This is a genomic window from Psychromonas sp. B3M02, from assembly GCF_003318165.1.
GTDB lineage: Bacteria > Pseudomonadota > Gammaproteobacteria > Enterobacterales > Psychromonadaceae > Psychromonas.
The window spans coordinates 38,525-55,344 of record NZ_QOCB01000147.1 but is presented as its reverse complement, the minus strand read 5'-3'; the positions used below and the strand labels follow the sequence as shown (position 1 = coordinate 55,344).

The following is a 16,820-nucleotide window of genomic DNA, read 5'->3' as shown; positions in this document are numbered from 1 at the left end:
TAATCAAACCGGCTAACTGCTGGTTTTTTTATGCCTGAAATTTGAGTTTATACAAATTAATACCAATTGTATTAAATAACTGATCTAAATTTTGCGCCGGAAAAATGGCTTAGTTTGAGGCGTAAGTTGATGTAAATGGTTGTTCCCTATGCGAAACTTACAACGAAAAATAAGTTGTTTTAACAAGTAAAATAGATCAGTTACTTACTATGATTGGTATAACTTCAAATCTTTTTATCCCAGCCACGTTCTTGGAAGTGGCGAAATTGGTAGACGCGCTAGAGTTAGATTCAGCTATTCCCAAAGAAGGCGCAAGCTGTAACAGTTCAAGTCTCTCCTTCCGCACCATTCTTAACTAAGTGTTAAGAAATAATAAAACCAGCTAACTGCTGGTTTTTTATGCCTGAAATTTGAGTTTATATATTCCTAACCCCTTTCACACAATTAACTCCATCAGCGAAAGCTTTTCGCCTCCCCTCTATAGATAAACTGAAACAGCACATGCAATACTCTACTCAACAAAATACTATTATGTTAAGTTACTCTTGGTTGAACTATTTAACTGGTTACAACGACTTATATGTTAATGATAAACCCCATAAAAGAGAGATGGATAGATTATGTTTACTAAAGAGATGGTACATACAGCACTACAAACTTGGTGTGATAACGTTGTTAAAGTAGGGAAAGTTCACTCTGAAGGTGGCGATGCACAAGCATTTTCTCTTCAAGTGTTATCTGAAAGTTACGACTACGACAACGGCCATGTATTGTTCAAGCCAACTTTAACATTTGGTCAACAAACATTCCGCCCTACTAAAGAGGGTGCACTTTCTTACTTTGTTGGTAGCAACAGCGAATTTCCAAATGATAATGGCTTTAAACTTAAGCCTTGGGTTAAAGTTTGGTACAGCAAGGAAGACTTTATTCTGCATGGTGATTTAGCGATAGTGCAATGTAATGTGCATTTCATTGGGGAAGATGACAGCCATATTTTTGTAAATAAGAGCTTTGTATTTAAACTATGCGAAGATAATAAAGTACGTATTATCTTGCATCAATCTTCTCTACCTTACCAACCATAAGTATTTGATAGCCCACTTATTTGGCTTTCAAAAAAACCAGCTTTACGCTGGTTTTTTAACTATTTAACTACTTAGCTTGGTAGTTTTTAGCCAATATAAAAAAGCAACAAACACACCAAAGCTCAATGAGATATAACAAAGTGGCGTACCCATTTCACTTCTTGGACAAATATCTCCCTGAGAGAACTCCAGTGCACTACCTACAACCGCAAGTAAGATTACTGGTGTCCAACCTATGATAAATAGCCATTTGGAATATTTTTTGCGATCAAATAAAGCAGCGATTAGCATTAACAAATAACCAATACTAACAATATAACAAGCCGGTATATTAATAACCGATGGACAAGGGACAATACCTGTAACTGTTAAATAAGATACAGAAATCCCCCCATATAATCCTGCACTTAGCGACACTAATAGAATAGCCTTAATAGCTATGGCGATTGGTATATTTAGTCTCTTATTTTCATTCTCAGGTATATTGTTCATCGTTTATAAATTTAACTTTTTGTATTGTCTATGCACGGCATAAATCGAAATAGAAAATATAATTAAATGCACAACGTTCATTGCCGCAGGTAACAACCACACACCAATACTTAAACCAGTAAAGTAAGTAGCAAATATTGCCCCTAAAATAACTGCAGGGCTAAATAAAGCAACCCAACGCGGATATAAGGTTTTACCTAGTGCAATACGCCATATCCAGAGTATAGAAACAACAACCATTGCTAAACGTAACGCATTAACCAAAGGTTCATTATGTGCGCCAAACTCACTTAATAAACTTTGTAATTGCAAAACAAAATTAGAGTCCGTTATGTCGGCTATTTCATGGGCTGTTAGCGCTAAATAAATACGCCCTCCTAACCATGCATTACCGACCATAAAAGCATAACCACCGAGTAGAGTAATGATCCAACCATGTACTTTACTTCCGCCTTTAATAAACATTTGTCCTAAGTGCCAATACCCTAAAATATATAATGGGGCAGCTAAGGTACTAAAAAAGTGTCCTATTGTTAACCTGTCTTTACTTACATTAGCAAAGTAACCATAGCCTTCAGCTTCATAACCGCCAAGAGGAGAAAACTGTAAAGTAAACTCCCCTATTCCCACTAATAAAGCAGCAAAAAATCCGGCGATACCTGTTAATAGCAAGATGTTATATGTTTTTTTATCCACAAAAATGCTCTCTTATTAATAATTTAAAGCGCTAGGTTTTTATTTAATATCACTGTTGATTATTGATAATCAGCAAGGTTAATCGTGGAATCCACTTGAGGTGAATCAATACTCACTGTTTTGCCATTTTGGTAGCTCACTTGTATAGACTTAATGTCAGTTTGATTATCTAAACCAAAAAATAGGTCACTCGTTTGATCAGAGCCTAAGCCTTCACTGCTATAAAACTGGTTTGTATAGGTTTGACCATTTTCCATAGTAAGTGTCACAATTGCCCCTAATGAGCGTGTTTGGTCTTTAAATCGCACTTTTAACCAATGGCGTTTACCACCATTGTTAATAAATGCGCGCAACTTACCGTTTAAATTACCAATAACGGCATCAGGCCAACCGTCCTGATTAAAATCTGAAACAACGGTAGTCACACCAAAGTGCTTATTGAGAATACCAGCCACTTCTTCGACAGGCTTAAATGTATTATCTTGATATTGTTGTAATAGGTTTCCAGGGTAGAGATCCAAATGTTCAACAGCAGGAAAGCGGATATAGTTTTGAGTAATAAGATAATCAGCTAAAGAGTCGTTATTAAAGTCATAAGAGACAAGACCCCAACCAAATCCATATTTTGCGGCATTATTTGCTAATGCAGTATCCTTGAATTTAAAGTCACCTTGATTTTCTAGCAAGATATAGTCTTTATTTAAGGTTTGATCGTCAGTTAAATCACCAACAACTAAAAAATCAGGTAAGGTTTTTCCTACGTTACTGAAGTATAAATCTAACAACCCATCATTGTTATAGTCACTAACAGCAATGCCCATTGGATAACTATAGGTAACCGGTAGTTCAATACTATCAAATGTTAAATCACCGTTATTTTTAAATACACGAACAAACCCTGTATCTTGAGCCACTACTAAATCACTTAACCCATTATTATTTAAATCAACAAAAACAGCTGTGAAGGTATTGTGTTGCTCAAATACACCTGATGACTTAGTAATATCGGTAAAAGTATTATCACCATTATTTAATAGTAAATTGCTAATACCACCATAAACTTGATTAAAAATAGTTTCACCTTCAACATATTCTGGACGAATATAGTTAGAAACATATAAATCAACGGCACCATCATTATTAATATCGCCGAATGAAATTGATAAAGGCAACGATTTTTTATCTAAAGGAAATTCTACTTTTTTCCCAATAAAACCTTCACCTGTATTTTCATAAAGGTAAACTCCGCTACTTCGAGCAACAAATAGATCTACCCGCCCATCATTATTAGCATCAATGGAAGCAGCTCCATAAGTTGGGTCATCATTAGCTTTATCAAACCAGCCCTCTGTAGGCAAACTCACCAAGCTATTATTAACATACTTTTGTAAGCTATCTTGTTGACCAATACCCCCACCAACAAAGATCTCATCAATATTGTCATTATCTATATCAATGGTAGATAACGCCATAAAGGGTAAACCAGCAACAAAGTCTGATTGATGTGTAAAAGCAGTACTAATTTCAGTAAAACGCAAATCAGTTTCCCCTTGTGCTTGTTCTGCTCCTTGTACAACATAAGTTACAATTCTAGTAAAAAAGAATGAAATACATATTAATATACCGATAACAATTAACGATACTTTCTTCCATCTACTCATAGTTTTCTCCGGTTGAGTGACCAATTTATTCGTCCTTGATAAGGGATATATTAATAAGACCTAATAAAGCACTTAAAACATTCAATTTTTATATAAAATGGCTATAAAAATTAAAATATAAATATAGAAGAAAAATAGAGTTGTTTAGATTAAAGGAAAGAATCATGCTAACTTTTCTTTATTGCACGTAGTACATATTGAAATCAGAAGCGATTTTAAACGGAGAAATAATGCCCAAAGTAGTATGTAATTTATAAAATTGTTAAACCCATTATATGGATAAAATAGTGGTAACTACTTTCTGGCTGAGAGTGTAAATAACGACAAAGATACAAATAAAATAAACAATGCAAAAAGGACTGTATTATTATTCAGCAAGTTTATTTAAACAAATGACAGGCATTAAATTAATCGACATGGGGATGTTATCCATGTCGAAATATCTTTATATTAAATCGCAGCTACTTTAATAATGCCTGTGCTAACCAAGTTTTGAACTGCCCAGCTGGTAAGGCACCATTCAGGGTATCTACGACTTTTCCCTGTTTAAATACCATCAAGGTTGGAATACTGCGAATATTATATTGCGCGCCTAATTGTTGTTGATCTTCAGTATTTACTTTTAAAAACCTTGCGGTTGTATTTTGTGTCGCGACCTCTGTAAATATCGGTGCGAAATTCACACAGGGGCCACACCATGGCGCCCAAAAATCAATAACTACAGGTTTATCACCATTGATTAATACGGATAAATTCGCTTGAGTGCCTTCAATAGGAGCACCTTGTAATAACTCCTTTTTACAACGTCCGCAGCTTGGGTCTGCTTCAATTCGCTCAACAGGTAAGCGATTCAGGGATTGGCAATGCGGGCATCTAGAAGTAATTGTTGTCATTTATAATCTCTCTTTTTACTGCTTAATCATGGCTAATTGCGATAATAAAATAAAGGTGGCTGAATAATAATCAGTTTCTGCATTTACTTCAGGGAAGGTGATTTCAGTATTGCCCTGCATGTTAGCCTCAGTAGCCTTTTCAATAGCTTGCATTCCACTATTAGCAGATAATGTTGAAACTTCACCCGTTAATAAATCCACTGATGCAGGCACTGGTTGTTGGCTCCACCAGTCGATAAATGGCGCAACTAACTCAGTTTGGTAATCTTTAGCTAACATCAAGTAAAGAGGTAACCTATTTGCATTCTCACCATATTCAGTTGAGTTAGCCCCAGTTAAAGTGACTTTATCTTCTGAAAGTATCATCCAATCCGCAGGTAAACTCCAATCACCAAAACGAGCCCATTCCATTAATGAGGTACCCGATTGGTAGACTTCACCCCAGATAGGGTCTGCAGTGATGTCAGAGAATAATTTAAATGCAGGGAACACCCAATAAGATAAATTAATTTGCACACTACCATCGGCTAATTCAAAACCTGTTTCACTTGGTAAAACGACTTGGTAATCAAACTTTTTACGTATTAGTTTAGCTTTAATGGCTTCTAATACACGGAAACCTTCCACTAAATATATTTGACGGTCCCATTTATTCTCAGCCGCAAATAATGCCCATGCAATAATGAGATCGCCATTACTTGTATTAGGTTTAGCTGAAATACAGGTTTTATCACAAGTCTGCTCTGATGAATCAACTTCGCCACGAAACAGGTAATCTTTACGCTGCATATGTTGCTGAGTCCATGCCCAGACTTTCTCAAATTGCTTCCTATCATTTGAGAAAACAGCAAATAACAATGCAAAGCCTTGCCCTTCGCTAGTGGATAGGTTGTTATTTTCTTGGTCAATAACTTGCCCATTTTTAATAAATTGCTCTTTGTAGGCAATCCAATTTTTTTGATAGGGTGTTCGTTCAAAAGAAAGAAATTGTGGTAGAAGTGATATGACAATGAAAAACAATATTATTAAGGCGAATATAATTTTCTTCATGTTTCCAGTATTCCTTAACTTTTTAACAGGCAGATGTATTGATAAATAGGCCTCTATGATAAAGGTGAACACTATAAAGATCACCAAAAATTAACCTCAAATACTATTTAAGCATGGGGTAGGTAAATAGAAAAAAGTGGCAAAGATTTACTAACCAGTGACATAAAATAGCCCACTCTAAGCGTTGTGTTTTATAAAAGATATACCCGTAACCTAAACCAGCTATGGCAGACACCAATACATAGTTGAGCCCTCCGATAAAGTGCGCCACTGCAAAAATAGAAGCAACGATAGTAGGTGCCAAAATAGGAATCCGTGTAGAACTTAATAGTTTCGAAAGTGTACTTTGTAAAACGCCTCTAAATAATGCTTCTTCCGCTACGCAGGTAAATAACAGATTAATAGCGATAAACTCAAACCAAAAGTCTGGCACCTTAGGCTTAAACGCCACCAGCCCTAATAACAGAGCACCAATCAATGTCGCAGAGATAGTACAGCCAATAACCAAGAGAGGTTGTTTTGCACTTTGCCAGTGGGCATGTGAGACATTAATACTTTTTTCAGTGGTAGTACTGCTATTTAGTTTTCTAAAGCAATAAGCGGCTAACAACAAACCAGCAATCCCTTTATCAATATTTGCATACAAGTTATAAGTTATCGCATTCTGGCTGATTTGCTCATTAATGATAATGGGTAAATTATTAAACCCAGGTACAAGATGCAAGGCGAGCGCTACACTAGCAGCAATAAATACACAGCTAAATAATCGAGATAACCGAACCTGTTTTATATTTAACGCGGCATAATACAAAGCAAAATAGCAAGTGAGATTTGCTAATCCCATTACGTTTATATGCTTCTCTTTAAAAGCAAAGCAAAGACAGATTAACAATAAAAATGGCCAAAGTGGCTGCCTGGCTAGTGTAATTTTACAAAAAGGAAAAGCAGCTAATATCGCTAAGCCTAAAAAGTAGAAAGTCATATTCCATTGATCATATGTGCTTCACAACCTAAAAAATAGGTATAGTTAAAAACAAAAAAGGAGCCAGCTTGGCCCCTTCTATCAATTACAACAATTTAAGTTATTTAAGTGCTGCATGAAAGCGTTCAAAACCCGCTTCTAAATCGGCAATCAAATCTTCTGGGTTTTCTAAACCGATATGTAAACGAATCAATGGCTTGCTGCTATCCCATTCGGTCACGGTTCTGATTTTATCAATACCCGATACACTTAAAATTAAGCTTTCAAAACCACCCCATGAGAAGCCCATTTTAAAATGATCCATATTCTCAACTAAGGCAGTTAATGATTTGCTGTTCCCTTCCTTTAATACAAATGAAAATAAACCATTTGCCGCGCTGAAATCTCGTTTGAAGAATTCATGTCCAGGGCAAGATTCAAATGCAGGATGGCGAATATGATCCACTTCTGGACGAGTTGCTAACCAGTTTGCTACTTGTAATGCATTCTTTTCATGCTGTGCCATACGTACGCTTAGAGTACGTAAACCTCGGCTTGCTAGATACACATCATCAGGCGATGTACATTGCCCCATTAGGTAACTATTTTCACGTAATTGCTCCCAATGTGCTTCATTAGATGTTGCTGTTCCCATCATCACATCAGAGTGACCAACAATATATTTAGTCGCAGCTTGAATCGAGATATCAACGCCCATTTCAAATGGACGTGAATTAATAGGTGAAGCCCACGTGTTATCTAACATCACCACTAAACCATGCTCATGTGCAATTTTGCTTAATGTGGGTACATCTTGAATCTCCATGGTAATTGAACCAGGCGATTCTAAAAATAATACTTTTGTATTGTCTTGAATCAGGTCTTTAATACCCGCGCCAATCATTGGGTCGTAGTAAGTGGTCTCAATACCAAACCCTGCTAATAAGCTATCGCATAATGCACGTGTAGGCTCATAAGCACTATCTACCATTAACAGGTGATCGCCGGCTTTTAAAAATGACATTAGTGAATTGCTAATAGCCGCAGAGCCCGATGGATAAAGTGCAGTGCCTACACCACCTTCTAATTCTGCAATCGCAGCTTGAAAAGCAAAGTGTGTTGGGCCGCCACGACGACCGTAAAACATCTCTCCATTAGCTTTATTCTTTGAAGCAAAACGCATCTCTTCCATGGTTTCAAATACCATAGTTGAAGCTCGTACCACAGGTGGGTTGATCACCCCTTTAGTCCATTTTTTATCGCGACCTAGTGTTACTATCTGTGTCTCTTTTTTCATTTAACTCATCCACCCCATCATTAATAAAGCATTGAAAAATCTATTTAGTCTCTAATAATCACATACTACCACTTCAAAAATAGATAAACAGCGAGAAAATTGTCATAAGATAGTCTGGATTAAATGGCTTAGTGATTGAAGAAGTGGGTATAATCTTTATTTATATTGCTTAACATTGATAGGTTTACCATGCAGTTAGAAACAGTTTTCACACTTGACCGCTCCCATTACGCAGAATGCTTTGATCAATCTATGTCATTAAAAGCACCACAAAAGCCACGTTGGGGATTTATTATAGGTGCGATTATTACTGGTTTATTTTTTCTGTTTTTAACTGAAGTTCAAGGTTTATTAGCCTGGTTCTTCTTCGCTATTGCAGTCCTTGAATATCTGAGCTTTAAATATCGCAAAGCATGGTGGCTGACACGACAAATGATCAGTAAAAATGCAGGCAATAAAATCACTTTGATCTTTGATGAAAATGGCATTGAAAATAAAAGCGTTTACATCAATAGTCAATTGGCTTGGGAGTCGATTAAAAGCTATCAAGAAACGGATGCTGGGTTTATGTTGAATTTACAACAAGGTGGTCAACAGTACCTCAGTAAAAGCTGTTTAAACAAAGAGATACAAGATTACTTATTGATGCAGCTTGAAGGTAAGAAAACAGCATAAAATAAAATAAGCAGTAGATTAAGAACCTACAGTGATAAAAAACTCAAAACGATAGGCTCCTTTTATTAGAGAAAGCTACTCCGCAATTTTTCTAAAAGTAGCGTTCTCATCATTACTTGGATCTAACGCAACAAGTTGTAAATCCATGTGGTTATCTTGTGTTGGATACTCAGAAGCCGCTTGATCAGGACCATGAGTTTTAAAATACACTTTAATAAAACCTTCTTGCACAAATACCTTGTCTTTCACCACACTTTTTTCTTCAATCACAATCTTTGCTTCACGCACTCGGTTACCTAATAACTCAGAGCTGAGGTGACGCGCTTGCTCGGTGTTAAAGTCATATGAAAAAAGTCCAACATAGGTAAAAACACCACTGCCCATCGTATTAATAATAAAAGGCGCTGAAAAATAGGTTAGCCCACTTCTGTTATCACTTAATAAAGCCATTTTAGACATATTTAAATATGCAGTCCCACGGTCATATACTGGGCCAGTTTCTGCTTGTGCAGGCGCAACTAACACATCAAATTGCCCATGTAGAAAGTCATTACCTTGCACTTTTTCTAGAGTATCTAATAAAACAGGTCGCTCATTTTCTGGATAAATAATCGAGGTTGGATGAGCATTAGCCAGTGATTCAAAAATAATCTTTTTACTGCTTTTTTCACAGACTTTTTGCGATTCATTCCAAAACCCTTTTTCAGTAATGCAGGCTTGTTGGGTATTACTACCTTGTTGAAAGTAGTAGAAAACGCCCATTATTATCAAAACAATTAATAGCACTTTGTTAAGGGATTTATTCATCTTATTTCTCTATTGATAAATTAATGTCAGTTAACACACGTGCAAACTCACTGGTTAAAGGCGCATGAATTTCCACCTTTTGCTCCGTATGCGGGTGTGTAAAGCTCAAGTAAGCGGCATGTAACAATAAGCGATGAATATCAAAATGCTCTCTAAACATCGTATTATGCTTACCATCACCATGTGAAGTATCTCCGACAATAGGGTGACGTAAATGTTTCATATGGCGGCGTAATTGATGTTTACGGCCTGTTTTAGGCTGTAACTCTACTAATGAATATCGAGAAGCCGCGTAAGGTCCAACTGCAATCGGTACTTCCGTTTGAGAAATACAACGATATTCGGTGACTGCATCTTGAGCGGGTTTAGTCATATCAGCTTTTTTATCGGCAATTTTGTCATATTGGTATTTCAAAGGGTAATCTAAAACACCTTGCCCGATATGCCCTCTTACTACTGCTAAGTAACTTTTTTCAGTGCTATGATCGATAAACTGCTGCATCAGATGACGTGCGCTGTCTTTATCTAATACAAACAATAACACCCCAGAAGTAGGTCTATCTAGGCGATGTACAGGGTAGACATGTTGGCCAATTTGATCTCGTAACTTTTGTACTGCAAATTCTGTAGCATGCGTATCTAACCAACTACGGTGAACTAATAATCCCGAAGGTTTATTGATCGCCACTAAATAATCATCTTGGTACAAGATATCTAATTCAGGTGTATTACTTTCAACCACAATGTCTTGTTGCTCAGCCACTGTCGCTAGCATTGTTTCTAGGTTGTCTAGCTCATTATCTGCTACTTGTACTGCTTCGAAGGTGTGTTGTTTTGACGTCATAACTCTCGCTTACTGCTCACCCCTAAGACATGACTCAATAACGTCATAGTGGCTAATAATGTTTATTCGATAAACGGTAAAAATAAGCGACTAATATAACAATAAACGCTAAAAACTTCATCTCTGTATTGGTTAAAGCCAACAATACGAATAGACTGCTTCACAACGAGTGCTTTAACCATACTAAATGCCTAAGGATAGATAAATGCACATAATAAAAGGGGTAATATTAAGCGTGTTGCTAATGAGCAGCACGATTACATTGGCAGCTTCAAATGAAGACGATGCAGCGTTTAATAAACGTATTTCTCAAGCTATCCAGGCGTCTCTTTCTCATCTAGAAACAAGTGTTGCATTGATTAAAGACCCTAACCTTTTCCCTACTTATGGCAACCATGATCTGACTTGGCAATTAAATAAATCCCATAAATGGACTGCTGGCTTTTACCCTGGAGCATTATGGCAAGGTTACCAGTTAAGTGGTGATACTCGTTTTCAAGAGTGGGCCAAACAATGGACAGAGTCCTTAGCAGATCAAACACATGATACGGGTAGTCATGACTTAGGGTTTAAATTTATGGCCACTTACGGTCAGGCATTAGCAATCAGTCATGACATTGATGTTGGCGCTTATCAACAGATCATGCTCTTTGCAGCTAATACCCTCGCAGATCGCTATCATAAAAATATCCAACTACTCAGCTCAGATTGGGATGATAAGTATTTTGAAAACTCGATCCCCGTGGTTATCGATATCATGATGAACTTAGAACTCTTGTTATGGGCTGCGGAAAACGGTGGTGATACACAATGGGCAGAAATAGCAAAAGATCATGCATTAAAAACTTACCAAGACTTTATACGAGAAGATGGCAGTAGTTATCATATTGTTCGCTACAACAAAACAACAGGCGAAGTGATTAATAAGGGCACATTACAAGGCGATGGAGACGAAACGACTTGGTCTCGAGGTCATACATGGATAATTTATGGCATGGTCGTTATGTATCGTTACACACATGATGATATTTACCTTCAATATGCACAAACCTTAACTGACTATTTTATTAAACAACTGCCCGACGATGGCATTGCAATGTGGGATCTCGATAGTAAGGTTTTACAACCTGACACATCAGCGTCTGCTATCTTTGCTTCTGCGTTAATCGAATTATCAGGGTATATTCAACAGCAAACCAAGCAAGCTGCCTATATACAAACCTATAAACGAATATTGAACTCTTTAATTTCAACTCCTTATTTTATTAAAGACATCACCAAAGCCCCTATTATTAATAAATCAGTACATTATTATACAAAACCCAATGCCATTGATGTACCTGCTATTTTTACTGACTATTACTTCCTAGAAGCGCTAAACCGCTACCAACAAAAGCATATACATAACCATTAACCCATTAAACAGGGTGTCAGAATATTTTACAACATTCAGATTCGCTCACATTATCATAACAAAAACTTCACTGATTACAGCAACATAGTTAAATGGCATTTTTCTTGCTTAATCTGTACTATACAGCACGCTATTTAACACTCGTATTTAAAAGACTTAAGCGTTGGAGTTAACATGATAAAATTAATGGGTATCTTCTTTTCCCTCATCCTCAGTACAACTGCTAATTCAACACTTCTATATGATTCAGGTGAACCAAGTGGCACAAGTTTACGTTGTGTTGCAGAGGGTTGTTTAGGTTCAACGGAGTGGTGGGTCATTTCTGAGTTTACAGCTGACCAAGATTGGGATATTACTGGTTTTGAATTCTTTGCAAAAGATAACAACGGCAATAATGGTAACGGAGACGGAGCGGGTATTGAAAATTATATATCTACAAGTTGGAAGATTATATCCGCCGATGACCCCTTTGGAGAAGCGTTGTTAAGTGGTACAACTGTTGCAACAAAAAGTACTTATGATCTTAACAACCTTAATGTTACTTCATTCTTATTGTCTGATTTAGAGATTTTATTAGCAAGTGGTACTTATTATTTGGCTCAACATCATGATTTTTCTGATGAATCTGAATATCTAGTATTGGAATCAAGTTATTATTCAGAGTATTACCATACGGATTATGTAGATCGTGAATATGAAGTAAATGGTACTGCTGCTGTAAAAATTATCGGCACTGTACCTGAGCCAGCTTTATTTGGTTTATTTGGTTTGGCATTAATGGGTTTGAGTTTGTCACGCAAAAAGAAAGTGGCTTAGGAAATGCACTTTATAAAAGTGTCATCCTCTATTTAAAGATGCTTCCCAAAAACAAACAAATTAAAACTAGCCTCTATATCAGAGGCTTTTTTATTTCCGCTTAAAAAATATATTTGAAAGCAATAATCTCTATAACCACTGCAATACTAATAATTAGTATGACTATTCCCTTCTTTCCTTTAACATCATACAAATAATGATTAATGAAAATATACTTGATAGGGAGTACTTTTCATTGTGTTAAGTAGATTATTAATCATTTTCTAATCACTACACCACCACTTTTCTTAAAATACTTTAATACCTATTCTTATAATGAATGCTCCCCCGAAACCTTTATTAGAATATATAAAACAAACAGAGAAAACACATAAACACCTGATATTAAAGTTAATTTGACTTTTAATTTTCATAATCAAACGAAACAAGCCTAAGATAACAAATACTTTATACAGGTCACAAAAAACATTCGATATTAGTGAATTTACCTGCGTGAATCGCAGTAATCGTGACCTCAAAAGGATTTCACTGCATCAAAGATTGATTAAATATAACGAGCCAGTTATCCTTACCGAAACGTAAACATATAATAAGACATTTAGGAGTTAGTTATGACAAAACCAGTAATCGGTTTCATCGGCCTTGGCCTTATGGGCGGCAACATGGTTGAAAACTTACAAACACGTGGTTTTCAAGTAAATGTAATGGATCTCAATAAAGATGCTGTTGCTAAAGTAATTGCACGTGGTAACGCGACAGAAGTTGCTTCTGGTAAAGAGTTAGCTGAGAAAAGTGACATTGTAATGCTAGCATTAACGACTTCAAAAGTAGTTGAGCTAGTTGTTTATGCTGAAGATGGTATTTTAGCGGGTATGTCTGAAGGTAAAGTGTTGATCGATTTCGGTACATCTATTCCAGATTCTACGCGTAAAATCGGTGCTGCATTAGCAGAAAAAGGTTGTGGTATGATCGACGCACCACTAGGTCGTACGCCTGCACACGCTAAAGATGGTTTATTAAACATCATGGCAGCTGGTGATATTGAAACATTTAACAAAGTTAAACCAGTACTAGACGAGCAAGGTGAAAATGTATTCCACCTTGGTGCATTAGGTGCAGGCCATACAACTAAACTAATTAACAACTTTATTGGTATGACCACGGTAACTGCAATGTCACAAGCCTTTGCTGTAGCAAAAGCAGCGGGGGTTGATGGCCAACAACTGTTTGATATTATGTCTGCGGGTCCTTCTAACTCACCATTTATGCAATTCACTAAATTCTATGCTGTAGATGGCGAAGAAAAACTAGGTTTCTCAGTTGCTAATGCGAACAAAGATCTTGGTTACTTTAACCAAATGGTTGCAGACCTAGGTTCTGAATCTTTAATTGCTCAAGGTACTTCAGCAAACTTACAAGCAGCTGTTGATGCTGGTCTTGGTCAACACGATGTACCCGTTATTTTTGATTACTTTACTAAATTAGAAAAATAATTAAAAAGTACCTTTAAAAATAAATAAAGCTCGCTTATTTCTAATAAAACTATGTGGGCTTGAAACACAACTTCGACACTGATATTGTATTTCTTAAGTTAATTCTTAATGAAGTTATAATATCAGTGTCTTTTTGTTTATGTTCATAAAAAATTCATAGAGATAACATCTGCTAGTAAAGTGATCACCTGCCATTATAAACACTTATATTTGATGTTTTATTTATTGTTCTCCTTCACACTAACCGCTTTATTTATCACCACATCTTGGCTATATTCTACATCGTTAGTAGTAATTTAAAAATGTGACGCCAATCAAAAAACCAAGTTTAATTGCCCTAGGCTATCAATCTCATTGATACAAACAACTTCACATTTAAAATTTTATAAGCAATAGTAACACTCAAGAAACAATAGAATTGTGCAGTAAAGTTTACCATTTTAATTTAAGAGGATTTACATATGTCTGAAAGCAAATGTCCAGTAATGCATGGTGGCGCGACAACACCAACAGCAAATAAAGTATGGTGGCCTAAAGCGCTTAACCTAGATATTCTCCATCAATATGATACCAAATCTAACCCTCTCGAAGCAGATTTTGATTACCGTGAAGCGGTAAAAACACTTGATGTAGAATCACTTAAAAAAGATATGCACGCGCTAATGACTGATAGCCAACCTTGGTGGCCAGCAGACTGGGGACATTATGGTCCATTAATGATTCGTATGACTTGGCACTCAGCAGGTACTTATCGTATTGCAGATGGTCGTGGTGGTGCAGCAACAGGTAGCCAACGTTTTGCTCCTCTAAACTCATGGCCTGATAACGTTAACTTAGACAAAGCCCGTCGTCTTCTTTGGCCAATTAAGAAAAAATACGGTAACAAACTAAGCTGGGCAGATTTAATCGCTTACGCTGGTACTATCGCTTATGAATCAATGGGACTTAAAACGTTTGGTTTTGCTTTTGGTCGTGAAGATATCTGGCATCCAGAAAAAGATATCTACTGGGGTTCTGAAAGAGAATGGTTAGCACCAAGCGGCAGTGAAGGTTCTCGTTATTCAGGTGAGCGTGATCTTGAAAATCCACTAGCATCAGTAATGATGGGTCTTATCTACGTGAACCCAGAAGGTGTAGATGGTAAATCTGATCCACAAAAAACAGCTGATGATATTCGCGTTACTTTCGAACGTATGGCAATGAATGACGAAGAAACGGTTGCACTAGCGGCGGGTGGTCATACAGTTGGTAAATGTCACGGTAATGGTGATGCAGCTGAATTAGAAGAAGATCCAGAAGGCGCAGCACTTGAAGATCAAGGTTTCGGTTGGTTAAACAAAACTAATCGTGGTATTGGTCGCAACACAGTGTCTAGTGGTATCGAAGGTGCTTGGACTACTAACCCAACAAAATGGGATAACGGTTACTTTGATCTACTACTTAAATATGATTGGGAACTAAAACATAGCCCAGCAGGTGCAACACAATGGGAGCCAATCGGTCTTGCAGACGAGAAGAAACCAGTTGATGTTGAAGACCTAACAACACGTTACAACCCAATTATGACTGATGCGGATATGGCAATGAAAGTTGACCCTATTTACCGTAAGATTTCTGAGAAATTTGCTAACGATCAAGAGTACTTCTCAGAAGTATTTGCAAGAGCTTGGTTCAAACTAACGCATCGTGATTTAGGTCCTAAAGCACGTTACATTGGTCCAGATGTACCGCAAGAAGAGTTAATCTGGCAAGACCCTGTTCCAGCTGGTAACACTAACTACGATGTTGATGCAGTTAAAGCTAAAATCGCAGCATCTGACTTAACAGTAAGTGAACTAGTTGCAACGGCATGGGATAGTGCAAGAACTTACCGTAACTCAGATAAACGTGGCGGCGCTAACGGTGCTCGTATTCGTCTTGAGCAACAAAGAAACTGGGAAGGTAACGAACCAGAGCGTTTAGCTAAAGTATTAAGCGTACTTGAAGTAATCGCAGCTGAAAGCGGTGCAAGCCTAGCTGATGTTATCGTACTAGCAGGTAGCGTAGGTATTGAAAAATCAGCAAAAGAAGCTGGCTTTGACATTACAGTACCATTTGCACCTGGTCGTGGTGATGCTTCACAAGAGATGACTGATGATGAAGCTTTTGAAGTACTTGAACCTATCCATGATGGATTCCGTAACTGGCAGAAAGCACATTACACTGTAACACCTGAAGAGATGCTACTTGATAAAGCGCAACTATTAAACTTAACTGCGCCAGAAATGACAGTACTAATCGGTGGTCTACGTGTAATCGGTACTAACTACGGTGGCACTAAGCATGGTGTATTTACTGATAACGAAGGCGCATTAACTAATGACTTCTTTGTTAACTTAACTGATATGAGTTACTCATGGATAGCGACTGGCCGTAACTCTTATGAGATTCAGGATACAGCAACTAAAGCAGTTAAATGGACAGCAACACGAGCGGATTTAGTATTTGGTTCAAACTCAATCCTTCGTTCATACGCTGAAGTTTACGCACAAGACGACAACAAAGAGAAATTTGTTAAAGACTTCGTTGCAGCTTGGGTTAAAGTAATGAATGCAGACCGCTTTGATTTAGTATAAACCAACCATTAGGCTGTCATG

Annotated in this window: 15 protein-coding genes; 6 read left to right on the top strand and 9 right to left on the bottom strand. The window is 37.0% G+C overall.

Annotation, left to right across the window (positions count from 1 at the left end; genetic code table 11):
* Positions 1-620 precede the first annotated feature (620 nt).
* On the top strand, positions 621-1,085 hold the full coding sequence (locus tag DS885_RS16575) for a hypothetical protein (RefSeq protein ID WP_113820510.1): 465 nt from the start codon (positions 621-623) through the stop codon (positions 1,083-1,085).
* 63 nt (positions 1,086-1,148) lie between these two features.
* Here the strand turns inward: DS885_RS16575 and DS885_RS16570 are convergent, their stop codons facing one another.
* The 7 genes from DS885_RS16570 to DS885_RS16540 all read right to left on the bottom strand — a co-directional run bounded on the left by DS885_RS16570 (position 1,149) and on the right by DS885_RS16540 (position 8,135).
* Positions 1,149-1,577, bottom strand: a complete 429-nt coding sequence (locus DS885_RS16570) for a hypothetical protein (RefSeq protein WP_147232368.1) — start codon at positions 1,575-1,577, stop codon at positions 1,149-1,151.
* Between the two features lie 3 nt (positions 1,578-1,580).
* Entirely contained in the window at positions 1,581-2,273 is a 693-nt protein-coding gene (locus DS885_RS16565; protein WP_113820508.1) for a DUF6796 family protein, read from the bottom strand.
* Positions 2,274-2,332: 59 nt separating this feature from the next.
* Positions 2,333-3,934 carry an FG-GAP repeat domain-containing protein gene (locus DS885_RS16560; protein ID WP_113820507.1) on the bottom strand — a complete coding sequence of 534 codons (1,602 nt, stop codon included), beginning with the start codon at positions 3,932-3,934 and terminating at the stop codon, positions 2,333-2,335.
* A gap of 461 nt (positions 3,935-4,395) precedes the next feature.
* Positions 4,396-4,827, bottom strand: a complete 432-nt coding sequence (gene trxC / locus DS885_RS16555) for a thioredoxin TrxC (protein WP_113820506.1) — start codon at positions 4,825-4,827, stop codon at positions 4,396-4,398.
* Between the two features lie 15 nt (positions 4,828-4,842).
* On the bottom strand, positions 4,843-5,877 hold the full coding sequence (locus DS885_RS16550; protein ID WP_113820505.1) for a glycosyl hydrolase family 8: 1,035 nt from the start codon (positions 5,875-5,877) through the stop codon (positions 4,843-4,845).
* 103 nt (positions 5,878-5,980) lie between these two features.
* Complete coding sequence (locus tag DS885_RS16545) at positions 5,981-6,859, bottom strand: CPBP family intramembrane glutamic endopeptidase (protein WP_113820504.1); 879 nt, start codon at positions 6,857-6,859, stop codon at positions 5,981-5,983.
* A gap of 100 nt (positions 6,860-6,959) precedes the next feature.
* Positions 6,960-8,135 (bottom strand): cystathionine beta-lyase, encoded by a 1,176-nt coding sequence (locus DS885_RS16540; protein ID WP_113820503.1) that lies wholly within the window; start codon positions 8,133-8,135, stop codon positions 6,960-6,962.
* 189 nt (positions 8,136-8,324) lie between these two features.
* Between DS885_RS16540 and DS885_RS16535 the strand changes: the two genes are divergently transcribed.
* Positions 8,325-8,810, top strand: coding sequence for a YcxB family protein (locus DS885_RS16535; protein WP_113820502.1), 486 nt, complete (start codon positions 8,325-8,327; stop codon positions 8,808-8,810).
* Between the two features lie 75 nt (positions 8,811-8,885).
* Here DS885_RS16535 and DS885_RS16530 read toward each other — a convergent pair whose 3' ends face one another.
* Positions 8,886-9,617 (bottom strand): hypothetical protein, encoded by a 732-nt coding sequence (locus tag DS885_RS16530; protein ID WP_113820501.1) that lies wholly within the window; start codon positions 9,615-9,617, stop codon positions 8,886-8,888.
* Between the two features lies 1 nt (position 9,618).
* Positions 9,619-10,392 carry a tRNA pseudouridine(65) synthase TruC gene (gene truC, locus DS885_RS16525; protein WP_113820514.1) on the bottom strand — a complete coding sequence of 258 codons (774 nt, stop codon included), beginning with the start codon at positions 10,390-10,392 and terminating at the stop codon, positions 9,619-9,621.
* A 313-nt stretch (positions 10,393-10,705) separates the two neighbouring features.
* Here truC and DS885_RS16520 point away from each other — a divergent pair, with 313 nt between their 5' ends.
* From DS885_RS16520 to katG, 4 genes are all read left to right on the top strand, one after another.
* Positions 10,706-11,875 (top strand): glycoside hydrolase family 88 protein, encoded by a 1,170-nt coding sequence (locus tag DS885_RS16520; RefSeq protein WP_181817782.1) that lies wholly within the window; start codon positions 10,706-10,708, stop codon positions 11,873-11,875.
* Positions 11,876-12,049: 174 nt separating this feature from the next.
* Positions 12,050-12,691, top strand: coding sequence for a PEP-CTERM sorting domain-containing protein (locus DS885_RS16515; RefSeq protein ID WP_113820499.1), 642 nt, complete (start codon positions 12,050-12,052; stop codon positions 12,689-12,691).
* Positions 12,692-13,302: 611 nt separating this feature from the next.
* Positions 13,303-14,184, top strand: a complete 882-nt coding sequence (locus DS885_RS16510) for an NAD(P)-dependent oxidoreductase (protein ID WP_113820498.1) — start codon at positions 13,303-13,305, stop codon at positions 14,182-14,184.
* A 461-nt stretch (positions 14,185-14,645) separates the two neighbouring features.
* The gene (gene katG, locus DS885_RS16505) at positions 14,646-16,799 is read left to right on the top strand and encodes a catalase/peroxidase HPI (protein WP_113820497.1); all 2,154 of its coding nucleotides are present in this window, start codon (positions 14,646-14,648) and stop codon (positions 16,797-16,799) included.
* Positions 16,800-16,820: the final 21 nt, after the last annotated feature.